18 protein-coding genes and 1 tRNA gene are annotated in these 16,772 nt (G+C 30.0%); 8 read left to right on the top strand and 11 right to left on the bottom strand.

The features are described 5' to 3' along the window. Window positions 1–4: 4 nt before the first annotated feature. The gene (locus EW14_RS06040) at window positions 5–1,558 is read right to left on the bottom strand and encodes a NarK family nitrate/nitrite MFS transporter (RefSeq protein ID WP_042850610.1); all 1,554 of its coding nucleotides are present in this window, start codon (window positions 1,556–1,558) and stop codon (window positions 5–7) included. A gap of 221 nt (window positions 1,559–1,779) precedes the next feature. Here EW14_RS06040 and EW14_RS06035 point away from each other — a divergent pair, with 221 nt between their 5' ends. From EW14_RS06035 to EW14_RS09870, 4 genes are all read left to right on the top strand, one after another. Further along, window positions 1,780–2,385, top strand: coding sequence for a molybdenum cofactor guanylyltransferase (locus EW14_RS06035; RefSeq protein ID WP_042850609.1), 606 nt, complete (start codon window positions 1,780–1,782; stop codon window positions 2,383–2,385). Continuing rightward, window positions 2,375–3,436 carry a GTP 3',8-cyclase MoaA gene (locus tag EW14_RS06030; RefSeq protein ID WP_042850608.1) on the top strand — a complete coding sequence of 354 codons (1,062 nt, stop codon included), beginning with the start codon at window positions 2,375–2,377 and terminating at the stop codon, window positions 3,434–3,436. The genes EW14_RS06035 and EW14_RS06030 overlap by 11 nt, the downstream gene beginning before the upstream one ends. Before the next feature lie 75 nt (window positions 3,437–3,511). After that, the gene (locus EW14_RS10075; protein WP_156095668.1) at window positions 3,512–3,652 is read left to right on the top strand and encodes a hypothetical protein; all 141 of its coding nucleotides are present in this window, start codon (window positions 3,512–3,514) and stop codon (window positions 3,650–3,652) included. Between the two features lie 185 nt (window positions 3,653–3,837). Next, window positions 3,838–4,143 (top strand): hypothetical protein, encoded by a 306-nt coding sequence (locus tag EW14_RS09870; RefSeq protein WP_042850607.1) that lies wholly within the window; start codon window positions 3,838–3,840, stop codon window positions 4,141–4,143. A 6-nt stretch (window positions 4,144–4,149) separates the two neighbouring features. Here EW14_RS09870 and EW14_RS06020 read toward each other — a convergent pair whose 3' ends face one another. The 5 genes from EW14_RS06020 to EW14_RS06000 form a co-directional block, all read right to left on the bottom strand. Further along, window positions 4,150–4,422 (bottom strand): helix-turn-helix domain-containing protein, encoded by a 273-nt coding sequence (locus EW14_RS06020; protein WP_042850606.1) that lies wholly within the window; start codon window positions 4,420–4,422, stop codon window positions 4,150–4,152. Between the two features lie 294 nt (window positions 4,423–4,716). Then, window positions 4,717–6,114, bottom strand: coding sequence for an AAA family ATPase (locus tag EW14_RS06015; RefSeq protein ID WP_042850605.1), 1,398 nt, complete (start codon window positions 6,112–6,114; stop codon window positions 4,717–4,719). After that, entirely contained in the window at window positions 6,114–6,389 is a 276-nt protein-coding gene (locus tag EW14_RS06010; protein WP_042850604.1) for a hypothetical protein, read from the bottom strand. The genes EW14_RS06015 and EW14_RS06010 overlap by 1 nt, the downstream gene beginning before the upstream one ends. 393 nt (window positions 6,390–6,782) lie before the next feature. Beyond that, window positions 6,783–6,856 (bottom strand) — tRNA-Pro (locus EW14_RS06005). Between the two features lie 301 nt (window positions 6,857–7,157). Continuing rightward, complete coding sequence (locus tag EW14_RS06000) at window positions 7,158–7,403, bottom strand: hypothetical protein (protein WP_225866622.1); 246 nt, start codon at window positions 7,401–7,403, stop codon at window positions 7,158–7,160. A 266-nt stretch (window positions 7,404–7,669) separates the two neighbouring features. On the opposite strand from EW14_RS06000, the gene EW14_RS05995 reads away from it, so the two are divergent. Then, window positions 7,670–8,062, top strand: coding sequence for a GtrA family protein (locus EW14_RS05995; protein WP_042850603.1), 393 nt, complete (start codon window positions 7,670–7,672; stop codon window positions 8,060–8,062). Window positions 8,063–8,140: 78 nt separating this feature from the next. On the opposite strand, the gene EW14_RS05990 is transcribed toward EW14_RS05995, so the two are convergent. Continuing rightward, window positions 8,141–9,232, bottom strand: coding sequence for a glycosyltransferase family 2 protein (locus EW14_RS05990; protein WP_042850602.1), 1,092 nt, complete (start codon window positions 9,230–9,232; stop codon window positions 8,141–8,143). A gap of 42 nt (window positions 9,233–9,274) precedes the next feature. Beyond that, window positions 9,275–10,828 carry a glycosyltransferase family 39 protein gene (locus tag EW14_RS05985; RefSeq protein WP_042850601.1) on the bottom strand — a complete coding sequence of 518 codons (1,554 nt, stop codon included), beginning with the start codon at window positions 10,826–10,828 and terminating at the stop codon, window positions 9,275–9,277. A 500-nt stretch (window positions 10,829–11,328) separates the two neighbouring features. Between EW14_RS05985 and EW14_RS05980 the strand changes: the two genes are divergently transcribed. From EW14_RS05980 to EW14_RS05970, 3 genes are all read left to right on the top strand, one after another. Further along, window positions 11,329–11,841: an adenine phosphoribosyltransferase gene (locus EW14_RS05980; RefSeq protein WP_042851324.1), complete on the top strand. Its 513-nt coding sequence runs from the start codon at window positions 11,329–11,331 to the stop codon at window positions 11,839–11,841. A gap of 104 nt (window positions 11,842–11,945) precedes the next feature. Continuing rightward, on the top strand, window positions 11,946–13,004 hold the full coding sequence (locus EW14_RS09730; RefSeq protein WP_156095667.1) for a tetratricopeptide repeat protein: 1,059 nt from the start codon (window positions 11,946–11,948) through the stop codon (window positions 13,002–13,004). Between the two features lie 5 nt (window positions 13,005–13,009). Next, window positions 13,010–13,615, top strand: a complete 606-nt coding sequence (locus tag EW14_RS05970; protein WP_156095666.1) for an ImmA/IrrE family metallo-endopeptidase — start codon at window positions 13,010–13,012, stop codon at window positions 13,613–13,615. 23 nt (window positions 13,616–13,638) lie between these two features. Here EW14_RS05970 and EW14_RS05965 read toward each other — a convergent pair whose 3' ends face one another. The 3 genes from EW14_RS05965 to EW14_RS05955 all read right to left on the bottom strand — a co-directional run bounded on the left by EW14_RS05965 (window position 13,639) and on the right by EW14_RS05955 (window position 16,634). After that, on the bottom strand, window positions 13,639–14,001 hold the full coding sequence (locus tag EW14_RS05965; RefSeq protein WP_042850599.1) for a hypothetical protein: 363 nt from the start codon (window positions 13,999–14,001) through the stop codon (window positions 13,639–13,641). A 342-nt stretch (window positions 14,002–14,343) separates the two neighbouring features. Then, entirely contained in the window at window positions 14,344–15,309 is a 966-nt protein-coding gene (locus EW14_RS05960) for an SPFH domain-containing protein (RefSeq protein ID WP_042850598.1), read from the bottom strand. Window positions 15,310–15,386: 77 nt separating this feature from the next. Continuing rightward, window positions 15,387–16,634: a tetratricopeptide repeat protein gene (locus EW14_RS05955; RefSeq protein ID WP_042850597.1), complete on the bottom strand. Its 1,248-nt coding sequence runs from the start codon at window positions 16,632–16,634 to the stop codon at window positions 15,387–15,389. Window positions 16,635–16,772: the final 138 nt, after the last annotated feature.

Here is a 16,772-nt window from a genome sequence, read left to right as displayed (position 1 = left end):
TTGGTTAAACGTAATTTTCAGCTTTTTCGCCTTCATAAGCATCCGCGAATGATCCTTGAGGTTCCTTTAAAAAGAAATAACAGAAGAATCCAACTATTAATCCTGCTATACCTAAGACTTGGAAGAAGGCACTATTTGAAGCCGCAATTATTTCTGGAGAAGGATCTTTACCTCCACCCATCCATAAAGGTAAAAGGCTATAAATATTTAGATAAGTTACCGCACCAACATTTCCATAAGCCCCAACCAATCCAGCTATTTGTCCTGTTACTCTTTTTTTAACTAAGGGAACTAAAGCAAAAGTTGAACCTTCTCCTGATTGAACGAAAAATGAACAGAGCATAGTTAAAAATACAGCCATAAGAATTCCTGCTGATCCTGTAAAAGTTCCAGGTTTTATTAAAGACATCAATAGATATCCAAAACCTAATCCCATTGTCAGGAATCCCATTGTATTTTTTCTATTACCTGTTCTGTCAGATATTAATCCTCCTGCAGGTCTAGCTATTAAATTCACAAATGCATAACATGATGCCAAAATTCCAGCTACAGCTTTAGGTAAATCAAAAGTAAATTCAAAGAAACTAGGAAGCATAGAAACTACTGCCAATTCAGAACCAAAATTTACTATGTAAGTTAATTCCAAAATAGCTACTTGTTTGAATTCATATCTATCTTCTTTAGGGTAAATTTTAGTTCCTTTCAACAATTCAATATTTGTCCTTACAATTCCCCAAGTCTGAAAAACAAACCAAGCCAATACTGCAAGCAAAGCTATTGGATAAGTAGAAGAAGTTAGAAAACCTACCTTCTGAAGTCTCCAACATAGTACTGAAAGAATTGCTGCGAATGGAACATTCATTCCAATTAAACCCCAGAAATCTCTTATACTCGTTACTTCTAAACCAGCTGTTTTTGCAGGCCTTTGGTAGGGTTTTCCTGGAGGTGTGTCAGTCACACTAAAGAAATAAATAATTCCATAAACAAAAGAAATAATTCCTGTAAGAACAATAGCTCCTCTCCAATTCAGTACGGCTCCAGTTGGAAACTCAAAACCTCCTGAAAAAGACAAGAATCCAGCTACGGCAACAAGAGAAAGCGCAGAAAAAGCAGATCCAAAATTTCCCCATCCTCCATATATTCCCTCAGCTAATCCAATTTCTTTGGGAGGGAACCATTCAGATACCATTCTTATTCCGATAACAAAACCTGCTCCTACTATTGATAAAAGCAATCTCGCAATTACAAGTTGATTGAAGTCTTGCGCACTAGCAAATAATAAACATGGGACTACAGAAAATATCAAGATTGTTGAGTAAGTTTTTCTTGGACCAAATTTATCCAATAACATTCCAATCAAAACTCTGCCAGGAATAGTTAAAGCAACATTACATATTGCTACTGTCCTAATTTGAGCGACAGATAAACCTAAATCGGCTTTAACAGTAGTTGCAAGAGGTGCGAGGTTAAACCAAACAACAAAAGTAAGGAAAAAGGCAAACCAGGTGAGGTGAAGAGTTCTATATCTGCCATTCAAAGACCAAACATCACTTAACATGAAAATTTTTAAAGATTAATTTTTAAGCAATTTATATTTCGATCAATGCATTCATTTGTATTATTTAATACGAAATTTGAGGGGAAATAAATTCAAATTTTTTAAAAGGCTAAAATTATATTGTCAGTACTAAGAAAAATTCAAAATTGGGAATAATTAGCAATCTTATTATTGGTATTATTCGATACATAAAATACTCGTGGGAAAATATTACCTAAGTTATGGAAATAAAACATAAAAAATTTAAGGCATTCATCTTGGCTGGTGGCAAGAGTTCAAGAATGGGGTTTGATAAAGCACTAATTAAACATCATGAAGGCGGAAATTGGCTTACTCATAAAATAAAAATATTAAATACTCTTAATTTGGAAACTTTTGTAATAACAAATCATACTTCTCATTCAAAAGAAGTTGATAAAAGAAATAATGTTGGGTTTATTTCAGATGCCAAACCCTTTGATGGCCCTTTAACTTGTATAGAACAAATTTTTTCATCTTTTAAAAAAAACACTAAAAATATCCTGATTATCCCAATCGATATGCCTAATTTGAATACAAAATTAATTTATTCACTTATTAAATCATGGGAAAAAAATCAAAATTCTGCGGTAGTATCCCATGATGGAATTTTTGTACAACCATTATTCGGTATTTATCCCCTCAATGAAGAAAATCATTTTAAATTAAAAAAAAAGTTATCCTCTGGAAAGAAAAACTTTCTTGGATGGGTTGATCAAATTCCCCATAAATATTTCTATGCAAACAATGGAGATTTAATTAATATAAATTCGAAGAGAGAATTTTTAAATATGAATAATGGGACTTAAGCAATTGGAGGATAATAGAAAAAGAAAGTTAAAAGTTTTAAGGTTATCTCTTAAACAAAATTGCAATTTTTCATGCATTTACTGTAAGCCAGAAAATTATAGTTTAGATGTATTAAATATTGAACAATTTAAAAAATTAATTTTGGTCAGTTGTCGATTAGGGGTAAATTCTTTAAGAATTACTGGAGGTGAACCTTTATTAAGTTCTCAATTAGATGAACTTCTTCATGAAATTAAATTGCAAAGGTTAGAAGAATCAAATCCAATAGCAAATTTACAGGATATTTCTTTAACTACAAATGGATATTTGCTCTCTGAGAAAAAAGCTATTGAGCTTTTTAAAAATGGGTTAGACCGTATAACAGTAAGTTTAGACGCAATTGATCCTGATATTTTTTCAAACATGATTGGAGAGGAAAATAAAATTATTGGTAAAGAAAAATTATTTACTGTCCTTGAAGGAATAGATCATGCAATTAATGCTGGATTTAATCCAAAGGAGGGGAAATTAAAAATAAATGCAGTCATTAAAAAAGAGATAAATGATAATCAAATTTTTGAATTAGTTGATTTTGCAAAAAAAAGGTCTATAGAAATTCGCTTTATTGAATATATGGACGTAGGCACATCTAATAATTGGAAGCCATCAGATGTTTTTTTCTCTGAAAAAATTATTAGTTTATTAAAGAAGAAATATCGATTAAAAGACTACGGAAGAAAGGAAGGGCAAACAGCCAATAGATGGTACATCAGTGATTCAAAAAGTTTTATAAGTACAATCTCTTCAGTAAGTAATCCTTTTTGTTCAGATTGTAATAGGTTGAGGATAACTAGCGATGGTTATGCTTACACGTGTCTTTTTTCTAGTGAAGGTATAAATCTAAACCCATGGTTATCTCTACCAATTAATCTCCATGAACTGGAAAATAAAATCAAGAGCATTTGGGAAGCGAGAGAAGATAACTATAGTGAAGATAGATTTAAAAAATTAGAAAAAACAACTGACAAAAATCAAAAAATTCATCCATCAATGTCATATCTTGGGGGATAAAAAATTATTTAGTATAAATAACAACATCATATATTCTAAATTCGAGGGAAATTAGTTTCAAATTTATACTCTTGGATGCGTTTAGCGATCTTACTTGGTTTTATTTTTGGGGTAACTCACGGAACTGTTGTTTCCGGAAGTTATTCTGCTAACAATTATGAAAATAATCAATCATTTTTTACTCAAAAAAATTCAAATATATTTTCTTCACTTTAAAATTAAGTTTCTTATTTTTTAATAAGTTTTTGTATAGTAATGAACAACTTATAAATTAAATTGTACTTATAGTTAATATGTAGCGTAGACTACAAAAACGTTCATCTCGTTTTGCGAGCCGCATTAAGATTGAAGCCAAGGAACGGGGACTTCGGTCAAAAATGAAATTTAGTCACATAACTATTATGTCTAATAACGTATCTACCTCAGTAAGGAGTAACAATACTACTGCTATATTTGCAGGTTTTCTTGGGGCATTTGTTGTTGGTTCTCTTGGAGTACAACTTGTAAGAACCCATAAGCCTTCTTTACAATCTCAAACGTTAAAAGTTCCAGCTGTTATCGCTCATCAATCAACTTTATGGTCAGCTTTAGGAGAAATAGATACTCCTATTGTTAAAAATAAAGTTTCTACTAAAATCAAAAGTCATGGTGTTGCCCCAGTTATAGGATCAGAAGCAACTCTTTGGTCACCTCTGGGAGGAAATTAATTTTAATTAAACCGAATTATTAAAAAAAAGGGGCTTAGCCCCTTTTTTAATGACATTAGATTTTTTAAACTGAATATTTGTTCTAATTTTTTCCCCTAAAGATGGAAGATTTTGCGGCTCTAATACTAAATAAACTCTTCCTGATCTTTCTAGATAAACATAGTCTTCTAATAAATCTCTTTTGAGAAGTCGATAGATTGTTTTAGTGCTTTTATAGCCTAGTCTTTTAGCTGTTTCGGAAATCGTATAAGCTTCCAAATGCAATGATTTTGGTTTCATCTTTAATTATTTACATTTGATGAGATAAATTGCTACAACTTAATTTTAGCTATTTGTATAATCGGGAATTTGTAAAAGTGTGTCTAATTATGCAATCTTTTACCTAGAAATATTGAGCGCCTCGAAATCACCCACCCACTTACTCTAGAAAGGACCCAAAAGATAATATCGGTTTCTTTTTTCATAAATAATTTCGAAAGTTTTTTACTAAAGGTGCCTAATGTGTCTATGCATCCTAAGTATCTGAAGTGTCCAATGTCTAAAAAGATCAGACGGTTTAGTCACCTAAGACATCTAGTCAGTTAAGACAATTGTTGGTGATATTTTAAAAACTACGCATCTACCTTTATCAGTTCTTCTGGTTTCGCTTATTAATAAACCCTTTCTTTCTAATGCTCTTAATGACCTGAGAGCAGACCTATCACCAATCTTTAAAGCCTTTTTAATGTCACCAGAAGTTGTTTCTAGAGGTCTCCTATCTTTCACCTCTTCAAATACCTCAGCTTGAGTGTCTTGTAATCGTGCTATTTTTTCTTTTTCTTTGTGCCTTTCAATGACATCAGTTGCATCTCCATCAGATTCAAAACCATATTGAGTCTGCAAAATTATTGCCTCTAAAGACATTCCTCTACCTTCAGTTTCAAGAAGTATTCTTTTATCCTGACGATTTTCGTCTCTATTAAACCATTTTAAATTTATAACTTGAGATACTGCAGCCGGAAGAGCAGTTGAACCCCTTGAAGCTATCACAGCACCAGATCCTAAACTTTGTTTGCCACTGTGGTGAATGACAATTGTAGTTACTCCAAAAGGCGCCACAACCTCTTGAAGATCTCCAATTGGGCCAGCAAAACTGGCGTCAGATTCTTTAAGTCCGAGAGGTGCAACAACTTTTGAGTAACTATCTATCAACAATAAACATCCCTCATTTTTGCTGACTAATTCTCCAATACGAGATAATCCAGAATCATCAAGATGCAATGATTCATTTTGTGTAAATAAGCCAATTATCGGGTTTAATAATTTCCATTTATCTTTGCCTGTTTGTTCTGCGAGACCAAATCTATTCAGAAGTGGTAACCACCTTGACCTGGGCATGTCAGTCCCAACAATAAAAATCGAAGGACACTTACCAATAAACTTTTTACCCAAATAGGAATCTTCAACGCCTCGACTCCATTTGCCAATCAAGTCAACAACTAAAGTAGTTTTTCCAACTTTAGGAGAAGCAATAAGAAGGTTTGTATCGGATTTCATTATTAAATCCTCAACTAACCAAACCTCTTGTGGTGCATTTATTTCCATATCTGGAGCAAGCATTGTCACAAGTCCTTTAGATCGTTTACGACCTTCCCAAATCTTTGCTCTGATTTCGTTATCTCTTAGATTTAATCCAAGATTTTTCGCTTTATCCCTTAAGTAAACTATTCTGTCCTTTGGTTGAATTTCACAATTACCTTTAAAAAAGGTATCTACTTCGTCGTCAAATGAATTTAACCTTTCAGTGATTGTTTTTGCTTCCCTTTTCTTATCTTTAATTTGTTTATTAGCTGGCTTTTGAATACTTGTTCTTTTATAAGTTTTATACAAAGTGCCAAAAGGACTAATGGCGTATTCGTCTGAGCTAACTTTTTTAGTTTTTTCTTTAGCTATTATTTTTTGTGTTTCTGGATCTTTTTTGTTGTTACTCATTACTTAACCTCCCTTGAAACAAGGTCTTTAAGCATTTTTTTGCTATATCGAGTTCCTTTCTTCTTTTCTTGTCCTTCCTTGGTATGAAGGAGTAATGCCTCTCTACATTTTTCTAAGTTGTAAATACATTTCCCTTTTTCTTGTCCATTACCTATCCGATAAAAACAAGTTCCGGCTTCAAATACATTGGAAGCTTTAAGTTTATAAATAGTACGTTCTGAACAATATAGTTGTTCTGCCAAATCCTCTAAAGGAAGCCAAGTTGATAACGCCATGATCTGAGAAAAAACATTTAATTTTTTGTTTAATCTGCAGACCCTCCCCAGAAACTACGTCTCACTCTTAGAGCTCCATCTATAATTCCGCTTTTCAAGAAGGGCAACCATGCTTACTTCGTGGCGGTAGTGGAAGGGGGTTGGCGGAGGTTTCTTCGTAAACATTGCCGATTAAGGTTGATCACGCCCTTATATATAAGGGAACGAAAAGTCACTCGCTGCAATCCGATTGATCATAATATAGTCCAATATTGCCTGTATTCAACATTTAATTGCACACATATCCTCCAACTTCCGTAGAAGTTTTTGTTAATTTCCATAAATATCTACGGAATTTTCTACGGATTTTTGAGACTCACTTTTTGGAATTGCTGAGATCTATTGCTATAACTATCGGGGCGACAGGATTCGAACCTGCGACCTAGTGCTCCCAAAGCACCCGCGCTACCAAGCTGCGCCACGCCCCGCTCAAAAGATTTTAGTCCATAACTGTCATCTATAAAAGACCAAATTGCAAAATATTTTATAAAAAATCACTTTTGAGTTTAGAAAATAATATTTGTCGCTAAAATAATTCTTTTTTTGGCGACAGGAATTACCTTTGAACTTGATCTATAGTGAAAAGTTTTCCTTCGGCAAGAATTAATATTGGAATATCTTTTCTACTTATTGCTGCAGATTAAACAATTACCTAATCAGTTAGTGCATTATGCATTGTATATTTTTATTTTTTTTTTACCAACTTTAAAAGAATCTACTTTTATAAAACTAAGGTCTCCCATTACTTGTTTTGACAACAATCTTATCTTGCTCAATATTGCCTAATAATCGAATTGGATGAGAGTGGATTGAGACTATTCCACCACCACCTAACTCTTCTCTTTGCAATCTTATTATGACTTTTCCTTTTAGATATATAAGAGCATCCCAATCCATAGTCTCAAAAACAATAATAACTTCTTGTAAATCGATAGGAGATTCTGTAGCGATAGAAATGTTTGGGTTAATTAGCATCAATTTAAACTCTATTGATATGAATAAATTCTTAATTATGAATTTGAATTCCTAAAAAAATAATTCGAAATTTTGATATTTATTTTTAAATATATTTCTGTATCAGATTCAAATATATAGACTTGTTTTAATAAGGTTTTTAAAAATTATCTTGAAAGATTTCTGTAATATTTTCTTGCTTAAAATGATTAACTTGATTTATAAGTTAGATAGATACAAAATTAGCACCTTGTATTTAATTTAATTAAAAAATAAAAATTTCGAAATTGTATAAATTTTTTAAAAGAAACAACAAACAAATATTTAGATTTTTAGTATCTGGAGCAATTGCATCAAGTTTTAATTTTATCTCTTATAGAGCTTTTTATCTGATTTTTAAAAATATATTATTTGCCTCTATATTTGGATATTGCGTAGGAATACTAGTATCATTTGTTTTTGCAAAATGTTGGGTTTTCAAAAATAGTTCTAGACAACCTTTATTAAAATCTTTTTCTCTATTTATTTTAATTTATTTTTTGGGAGGAATAGAAATGTCTTTAGTAATAGTATTTATTGAAAGGATAATAGAAAACTATAAAATTGCTTGGGTGTTTGGAGCTTGCATTGGATCTTTGAATAACTTCTTGGGATCTAAATACTTTTCATTCAAGAAATAATTACTTTGAGAAGTTATTTTTTTTGTTTAAGAAAAAGAAATTAGAATTTTCTTAAAAATAAATAATAAGTAATTAAATTTAAATATCTGAAACTAAGTAAATTAGACATACTTTAAGCAGCTTCAATCCATCAACCCATCTTGATATATTTGGAGCCCCTGACTTTCTGGCATAGTACCTCACTGGATAATTAAGAATTTTTATGTCGTTTTTGGCTGCTTCGAAGATAATTGTGAAATCGCCAAATGGATCAGATTTGGAATCCCAACTTCCATTTTTCTTCATAAGATTAAAAAATTTCCTCGAAAATACTTTTGTTCCACAAAGTGAATCAGATATTGGTTTATTAATAAGGATTGATATGAAAATTGCAAAACACCTATTACCAATATAATTTGCCCATCGCATTGCATTTTTTTCCATGGGAAAAGTTGTACGAGAACAATTAATTAGTATATTTTCATTTTTCTTCGACTCCATTATTGCAGCAATACTGTCATCAATATCAACGGTAAAATCACTATCCACTATTGCCAGTGTTTCTCCTGAAGAAATATTGCAACCCTCAACAACAGCATTCTTCTTTCCTTTACCACTTTGTTTTAAAAGAAAAATTTTGAAAGAATCAGAGAAATTTGCTTTTAAGTCTTCTAGTAAAGAGTAGGTATTATCAAGGCTATTACCCTCTACAAAAATAATTTCAATTTTATTGGATATTTGTTTGAATTTATTAAGGGCTTGTATGAAAAGTTCCCTATTCCCCTCTTCATTTCTTGCCGGAATAATTATAGAAATTAATTGCTCAGAATTATTTTCTATATATTTATAAAAGGTTATTTCTAGCTCATAAGCCAAATGTTTTATTAAAGGTAATTTACGGAAAATATTTTTTAATTTTTTGGGGATTAATTTAGTTGGTAAAGGAGTTAATTTTTTTGCTTTCCATCTGATGGATCTATAGTTATAAATCTCTGCTAAAGACTCGATATCACATAATGTAATTCTTGGTCTATTTGTGGTCTCTTTGAAAATTCTAGAATCTAATCTTAGCCATCTTGTTATTGGTTCCCAAGTGTTACCTCTAACTCTTATCGAGATAAATTTATTTTTATCCTTGAATAATTCATGTAGTTGATTATTTGTTAAATTCCAAGTATTGAATGACTTCATCAATCTTTTTTATTTCTTTATAGAAAGATCATTATAGCTAAATCATCTTTTTAAGATTAATATCCATGGTTTTAAAGTATCATTTTTAAATAAAATTTCGTATGAATTTTTGTTGATTCTTTTATTTGAAGATTCGTTAAACCAAGATAATTCTCCAGTATTTAAATTGTTAATAGTTTTCAACCCATCTCCAAGAATAGGAGTTTGTAAAGCAATTCGGATGATTTTTGATTGTGAATCACTATTATTAATTCCACTTTTATCAACTTTAATAGTTTGATTCTTGACAAGATCAAGAGATGCAACGTATTCCATAGTTTTTCTTAATTCTTTAGATCTGTCAGTGAATAATCCTGATCCCAAAAGCAATGAAGTGAGCAAATAGGGACCAATTATCAGAATTACTAAAACATTCTTGAAATTAGTTTTATTATTTAGTAAAGACCAACTTAATCCAAACAAAATTAATCCTACAAAAATATATGTATTTTCCTTAAAGTTAAAACTAGTAATGCTTTTGAAGAAAAAATAATACAAGAAAGCTACGGTAATTAGAAACATTGGAATTATTTTTGAAGTTAAAAAAATAAAAATTGACTTATAATTTTTAGATTTAAATAAGTATTTGATTCCTAAAAAACTATTTAGAGTCAATATCGAAGATATTTGTAAGGGGTAGTAGGGTGTTTTTGTAGAAAAAAGGCTGATTAAAATTATAAAAGTTAAAGGAAAAAATATTAAAATAAATTTTTGATCTTTATTTTCTGGTTTATTAAATATAATTCCAATAATTGAGAAAATACTCCAAGGTAAGAATGTTATTGGGATATTCCAAAAATAATAATAGAAAGGGTTAGTAAAAGTATTTTTATTTGAAAGACTATTAAATTTTTCAAATAAATAAAAAATAATATTTTGATCTAAATATTGGTTTATAGATATCATCCAAATAAAAAAAGGAATAAAGCCAATTATTAATCCCACCCAGAAAAATTTTGTTAAAAATAAGTTCTTTTTTATAAATAAATATGGCAATAGTGATAAAAGTGGAACCGCTACCAGAAAAGTCTTTATCATAAAAGCTAAACCAATCCAAAGACCAAAAAGGAAAATATAAATTCTATTATTTCTGCTTTTTATTTTTGCTAGTGAAAATAACCCAGTCGTAACCAAACTTGAAAAAATGATATCTTGAGTAGCTAAGTGAGAATAATCAAACCACACATAAGTAGTTGAGAGTATTAGTGGTGATACAAATGCAAATTTTTTATCAATTAATTCTTCATGTAATTTAAAAGTTATAAACAACATTATTATTGCAGCAATTGTTGTTGGTAAATATGTCCAAAATATGTTCCTCCCAAAGATTTGTTGAGATTTTGCAATTAAAAATTGTAATCCTATAGTTCTATCCAAAACATATTCGTCAAACCACAAAGGAATTGTCCAATTTCCCTTATCTAATATCCATCTGGCTTGAAGGGCATAAAATCCCTCATCAAAAGCAATTAAACTTCTCTTGCCAAAATAAAAAATTATAGGGATAAAAATTAATAGTTTTAAAAGAGGTTTGAATTTAAAGAATATACTAATCATTATCTCAATATTCTAATTTTGCTTGTACAGGCTTAAGCATTATTATGCATTAAAAGTTAATATTGGGAAATTAATTCTATAGGGATATTGATTATTTAAATTTCTTGAAAAATTTAAATAATTTTTTTCAAAAAAAAATCCCTCTCTTTTTGGAACTTTCTCTTTAAGATCAACATAATCTAAGTCTTAAGATTTTATTGTTATTAATCCTTGCCGATATATTTAACTCTAAGTTGGATTGCTATATTAATGAAAAATTTATGAGTAATTTTTTTATTTTATTAGTTTTTCGGTTTAGTTTCCCCCTTTTCTAGTAATTGCTTTAGCAAGCATTTTTTTTGATGTTCATAATATCTAAATTACAACCTCAATTTTTTTATTTAGTTATTTGATTTAGTTCTAATTGAAATCTTTTGGGGGAGTTAGAAAAAAATATAACTTTTAGCTAAAATTGAGGAGCTAAGCGATAGATCATTAAACTAACTATATAAATGAGGAGAATGAATAGTCTTAAAGAATTTATTGATACTTATAAAGATTATCCAAAAAAAGGTATTGAATTCAAAGATGTTCTTGGAATTATTCAGGAACCAAGAATATTCAAGGAACTTATTTTAAATATGTCTTCCAGTCAAATTATAAAAAATGCTGATGCAATAATTTCCATAGATGCTAGAGGCTTTATTTTTGGTTCTGCCATCTCTTTGCAAGCTTCAAAGCCAATGATTGTAGCAAGAAAGCCTGGGAAGCTCCCAGGAGAACTTGTAGAAAAAAACTACAGTTTAGAGTATGGAGAAAATACACTTTCAATTCAAAAAAAAGCCCTACAGAAATATAGTTCTTATGCCATTGTTGATGATTTATTAGCTACTGGCGGAACTGTTAATTGTGTTTCGAATATTCTTGAAAGTAATAATAAAGAAGTTGTGGGGATTGTAGTTGTTATTGAGTTATTGAAATTGGAAGGAAAATTAAAATTCAATTTTCCTGTTGAATCATCTATAACTTTTTGAAAATTATTTTTTGACTTACTAATAAAATACCCAATTTGCCTACATTGGTTAATACTCTTGTAATGTAATCAATAACTGAAGATTTAATACTATAAGATTGTCTAATGAATAGAACTACTAACTGTTTAAGATGTGGGGCGCCCATGAATCCCCCAAGATCTGGTTATTATAACTGTGAATTTTGTGGAGCATCATATTTTGCAGGTGGTATTTTTTCAAGGGCTGTTCACTATATCAAGAGTGTAAGTCAAACTAAAGGATTTAATTCTTCAATAATCATTCCAGCAGGTTTAGGAAGCATATTACTTGTATTATTGATTTTTAGATATCCCTCTTTTCAGAGAAATAGAGTTGAAAATATCCCCACACCTACAAAAACAGAAACTAGTTATGAAGAAGACGTTATAAAAGAAAGCATAAAAGAAACTATTAAAATAATCCCTCAATTATTGAATCAAGAAATTTCAAAAAGAGAGAAAATTGATATTCGGGAAATCCAAAAACCAATCTCAGTTGTTCCTAAGAGATCAGTTACCATTGCACCAAAGAAAGACAATACATCATCAAAGGGATTAATAACGGTCAAGAGAAGTGAAGTAAATTCTTTGCCCTTTAGAATGAAAATTGCTGGGACTATTGGTTTCAGGCCAAGTATTAAAACAGTAAACTTTATCTCTAGAAGAAATTCTGTTAAACAAATAAAATCATTAGACAAGTCGAATTTTTACTTTTCTCGGGGTTATGAAAAGAAACTAATGGGAGATTTTAATGGAGCTTTAGCTGATTACTCTAGGGCAATTTCAATTAATCCAAACGATTCTGATTATTATTACTTTAGGGGGTGGCTAAGAGCTAAGACTGAAATTAGAGATTTACCTGGAGCTGCGGCTGATTTGCAAATGTTAAACAGATTGGAACCTAATAATGTTCAAAATTTATTAGATTTAGCTACTGTATATTCAAGAATGCTTTACCCGTTTGAAGCTTTTAAACTATTAGATGTAGCTCAGAGGATTGAACCAGAAAATGGAAATATTGTTTGGTGGAGAGGCATTTTTACAATCAAAAGTGGTAAACTTCCAGTTGGTTGTAGATACGTAAGAGAAGCAAGGAGAATGAAAGCTTCAGATTACAACGCAACAATGCTGAAGTCCTGCAATTAATGGTGATGTATTTATCAATTGCAAAAAAAATATTACCTTTCCTTTCATTACCTTTTTTTCTTGGAAATCCTTCTTACTCTGAGATTGTTGATATTAATGATTCTGAGAATCTTGTTGAAATTATCATTCAAGAAGCATCTAAAACATTTGGCAAACGAGTAGGAGCAAAAAAAGTAAGATGGGAGTGGTGCGATGAACCTCCCTCCTATTATCCAACAAGAAATTTTATTTGTTTAAATAACAAAGATAAAGGTTTATCTTTGGCTTTTACAGCTGCACATGAATACGCTCATCACATACAACATTCTGTCGATAGTTTAGCCGATAGGAGCAGAAAAAATATTACTAAAGTTGAACTTCAAGCCGATTGTTATGCAGGTATTATGTTGGCGACTAATCCTAAATACCCTTTTACCATTGAAGATGCTAATGAAATGTTGGCAAACGTTTATGAAAAATATGGCGATTACGAATATGATCACGAAGATCATCATGGTTCAGGAGAAAATCGAATGCTGGCTCTTAGATCAGGGTTTCACTTTGGAAGATCAGAAGGCACACATAAGGATGCATATTACAAAATTTTCTGTGTAGGAGACACAGATAAATAACTATTTAAATAGGTTTTAAAGAGTTACTTAATTTGTTTAAAAATCTTTTTTATAAAATTTAAATCTTTTGATTTTTTAATTTCCTCTAAGTCTTCAATAGAATCACTATTTCTAAAGTAAGAACTGTATTCAACGATATCCATTATTCTTTTTATTTCCAAAATATATTTTTCATCCTTTTCGTCAGTATTTTTTAACTCTTTTTTTAAAAAAGTCTTCCATTCTCCTTTATAAGACAAATATATTTCCCTCGAGGTTGCATTTTCTTTCGATCTCTTTATTTGTTCATCTTCTATCTCAATATTTCTTTTTTCCCATTGCTTTTTATTCGTAACTAATTTTTTGTTTGATAAGGAAATAAACTCGTTAATTATTAAATTTCCCACTAGTGGAAAGACTATAAAAAATAGGGATCTTTGAAGGTCTAATTTGCCGTAAATAAAATAAAATATTGAGATTGTAGAAATCAAAAAACATATGATGATAGAAGTAGAGCTACTTAGCTTTGTAAATAAAAATTCTTTTTTATCCTTTAATAAGAGGCCGTACTGGGCAGAAAAAATAAATGAAACGGGTATATAGATTAATAAAGGAATATAAAATTCAATATTATCTACAGATAAATTTCTGTATAGAACAAAAATTATGGTCCATAGACTCAATAATGGTAGCCATACAAAGGGTATAGATTGGATAGTTTTCATGAGATTAAAAAGATAATTTCATACTCAAATTTGGTCTAATAATTTAAATCGTTTTTTGTCATATTCGGCTTTTGTAATTAAACCAGAATCTAGAAGCTCTCTTAAGTACTCTAGTTTATCTTTGAGGTTTTCTCCTCCTTGATAATTTTTTGATTGATTTTTATTGGTTTTAATATCACTATCTTTTGAGACTTTTGTTTGATTTTGCACCCCCTCTACTGATTTATTTAGATCTTCCACTTCTTTTTTATCTTTGTAAAAACTTTTAGCTTCAGAAGCAGCTTTTGCTCTTATTTTTAGACTGGCAGCATCAGCCAAACTTTCTTTGATTTTTTTATATTCGGGACTTTCTCCCTGAACTTGAATGCCTTGAACAAAAAACTCTACTACTGTTAAACCATATTTCTCAAAAACAGCCTTTAATGAATTTTTAACATTGTTAGATGCCTTTCCTAAAATTGTCTCTATGCTAAAAATATCAAGACTACCTTCTTTTATTTTTTCAGCAATATATTCTTTTAACCCCCTTTCGATGCATGGCAAAATAAAGTTTTTCAATTCCTCTTTTTTCAATCTTTCATTTTTTCCAACTACTTGCAGGACAAATGAAGCAGGATCTTGAATTTTAAGTAATATTGATCCATAAGAACCAACAGGAACTAAAAGCTGATGAGTATTATCTTTAACTTGTAATTGAATGCCCCATTTATAGTCAGTAGAAACAATCTTATTAACAAACCATGTGTCAATCTTTATTACTGGAGTATTCCCTACAGATCTCCTTATTATTCCATCCAGTCCAGGAATATTACCAGAATCAATTTTATGCTTGCCTGCTTTAAGTACATGCAATAATTGACCATTTTCAAATAATAAAGCTTCCTCGCTTTCATTAACTATTATTTGGGAGCCGATACTTAAATTCCTATTTGGGTGTTTCCAAATCAAATAGTTGTCTGTATTTTTGCTTTCTATTGTTGGAATAGCCAATTTCTAATTAGATTTGATTTAAAATAATTATCTAGAATATACCATTAGTGGTGTGGTTCAGCATAAGAATTAATTTATTAATCTCTTGATCTGTACTTAAGTAAGGTGTAGCCAATAACTAATAAAGGGATAGGAACTAAAAAATAATATTTTTGAATTAAGTTCTTAATATCTATATTTAACTTTTCTGATTCATAGTTTTGCTTAATATTTTCTGCTTTTCTTGTGCTTGCGCTTTTGCATGCGTTAATCAAAGACTTATCACTACTAGTGAAAAGTTCATCCAAAAATGTATTTGACTCTTGAGCCTCTTTTAAAAAATCTGAACTTGAGTCTTTCGCTCCTAATGAAACACCTTTTATCAAATTTTCGCAAGACTTCTCTCTATCAACCCAATATGTTTCTAAGCCTTTTTGAAAATATGCATTTCCATTTAGTGGATTATTAATTATTTCTAAATCAAAATCTTTTATAGCACCTTTTGTTTTCCCTAATTCACTTTTAGATAATCCTCTTAGATAGTAATAGTTACGGTCTACCGGATTAATTTCTTTATTAAATAGTTCATTAGTTTCTTTCTCGGATTTGAATTCTATTAAAGTAATAAGTTTATTTAAATCTAAAATAACTTCATCATAGTTTTCAAGTGCAAAATTTGCCCTACTTCTCAAACTTAGAGAATATATATCAGACTTATTAATTTTTAAAGCATCCCCTAAATCCTTAATAGAACCTAAATAATCTTCTAATTTGAATTTTGAATACCCCCTGTATGCAAAAGCTTCTTGATTATTATTATATTCAATTTCTTTATCAAAAAGTTTAATAGATTTATCCCATTTTTTATTTTCAATTTCTTTTAAGCCTTTTTTTAAATAAAATCCGTATGGTCTAATCCCAACTAACTTTTTCTGGGCTTTGTTTTTGCAAATTGCCTTTCCTCTCTCCTTCTTCGCTTCACATGAATATTTAAAAAGTTCTTCATTATCTACTTTGTACTCGGTTAATTCTCTAAAACGATTCCATACCTTTTTATTCTTCATTCCTTTTTTCATATCTTTTTTGATTTTCTCTTCGACCAAAACATCAAGCTTTAGGTCAATTTCAACTAAATTATCAAATTCATCATATTTTTTTATTATTCCGTTGTCCCTAATGCAATATTTAAATTTTTTTGTTATTGGAGTAATGAAGTCAGGGTTTTCAATACATTGTTGTCTTTGCTCAAAATAGCTACTCGGATTTGAATTGGCTGAGTTAGGAATAATAAAAAAAGAAGTTATCCCTAAAAAGTAATAAAAAATTTTTTCTTTTTTAAATTTCAATTAATTTCGAAGAATATCTAATTTATTATCCCATACTTCAAAAGTTTTTAAACAATTAGGTAGATTTACAAGCAGGAATTATGTAAGAAATTTCTTGATTAGGAAAAAATCTGAGCAATTTATAGTTCGAGAGAATTA

The sequence above is a fragment of the Prochlorococcus sp. MIT 0604 genome, from assembly GCF_000757845.1.
Lineage (GTDB): Bacteria > Cyanobacteriota > Cyanobacteriia > PCC-6307 > Cyanobiaceae > Prochlorococcus_A.
The sequence above is the reverse complement of the archived record's forward strand: the minus strand, read 5'-3'. Positions and strand labels throughout refer to the sequence as shown.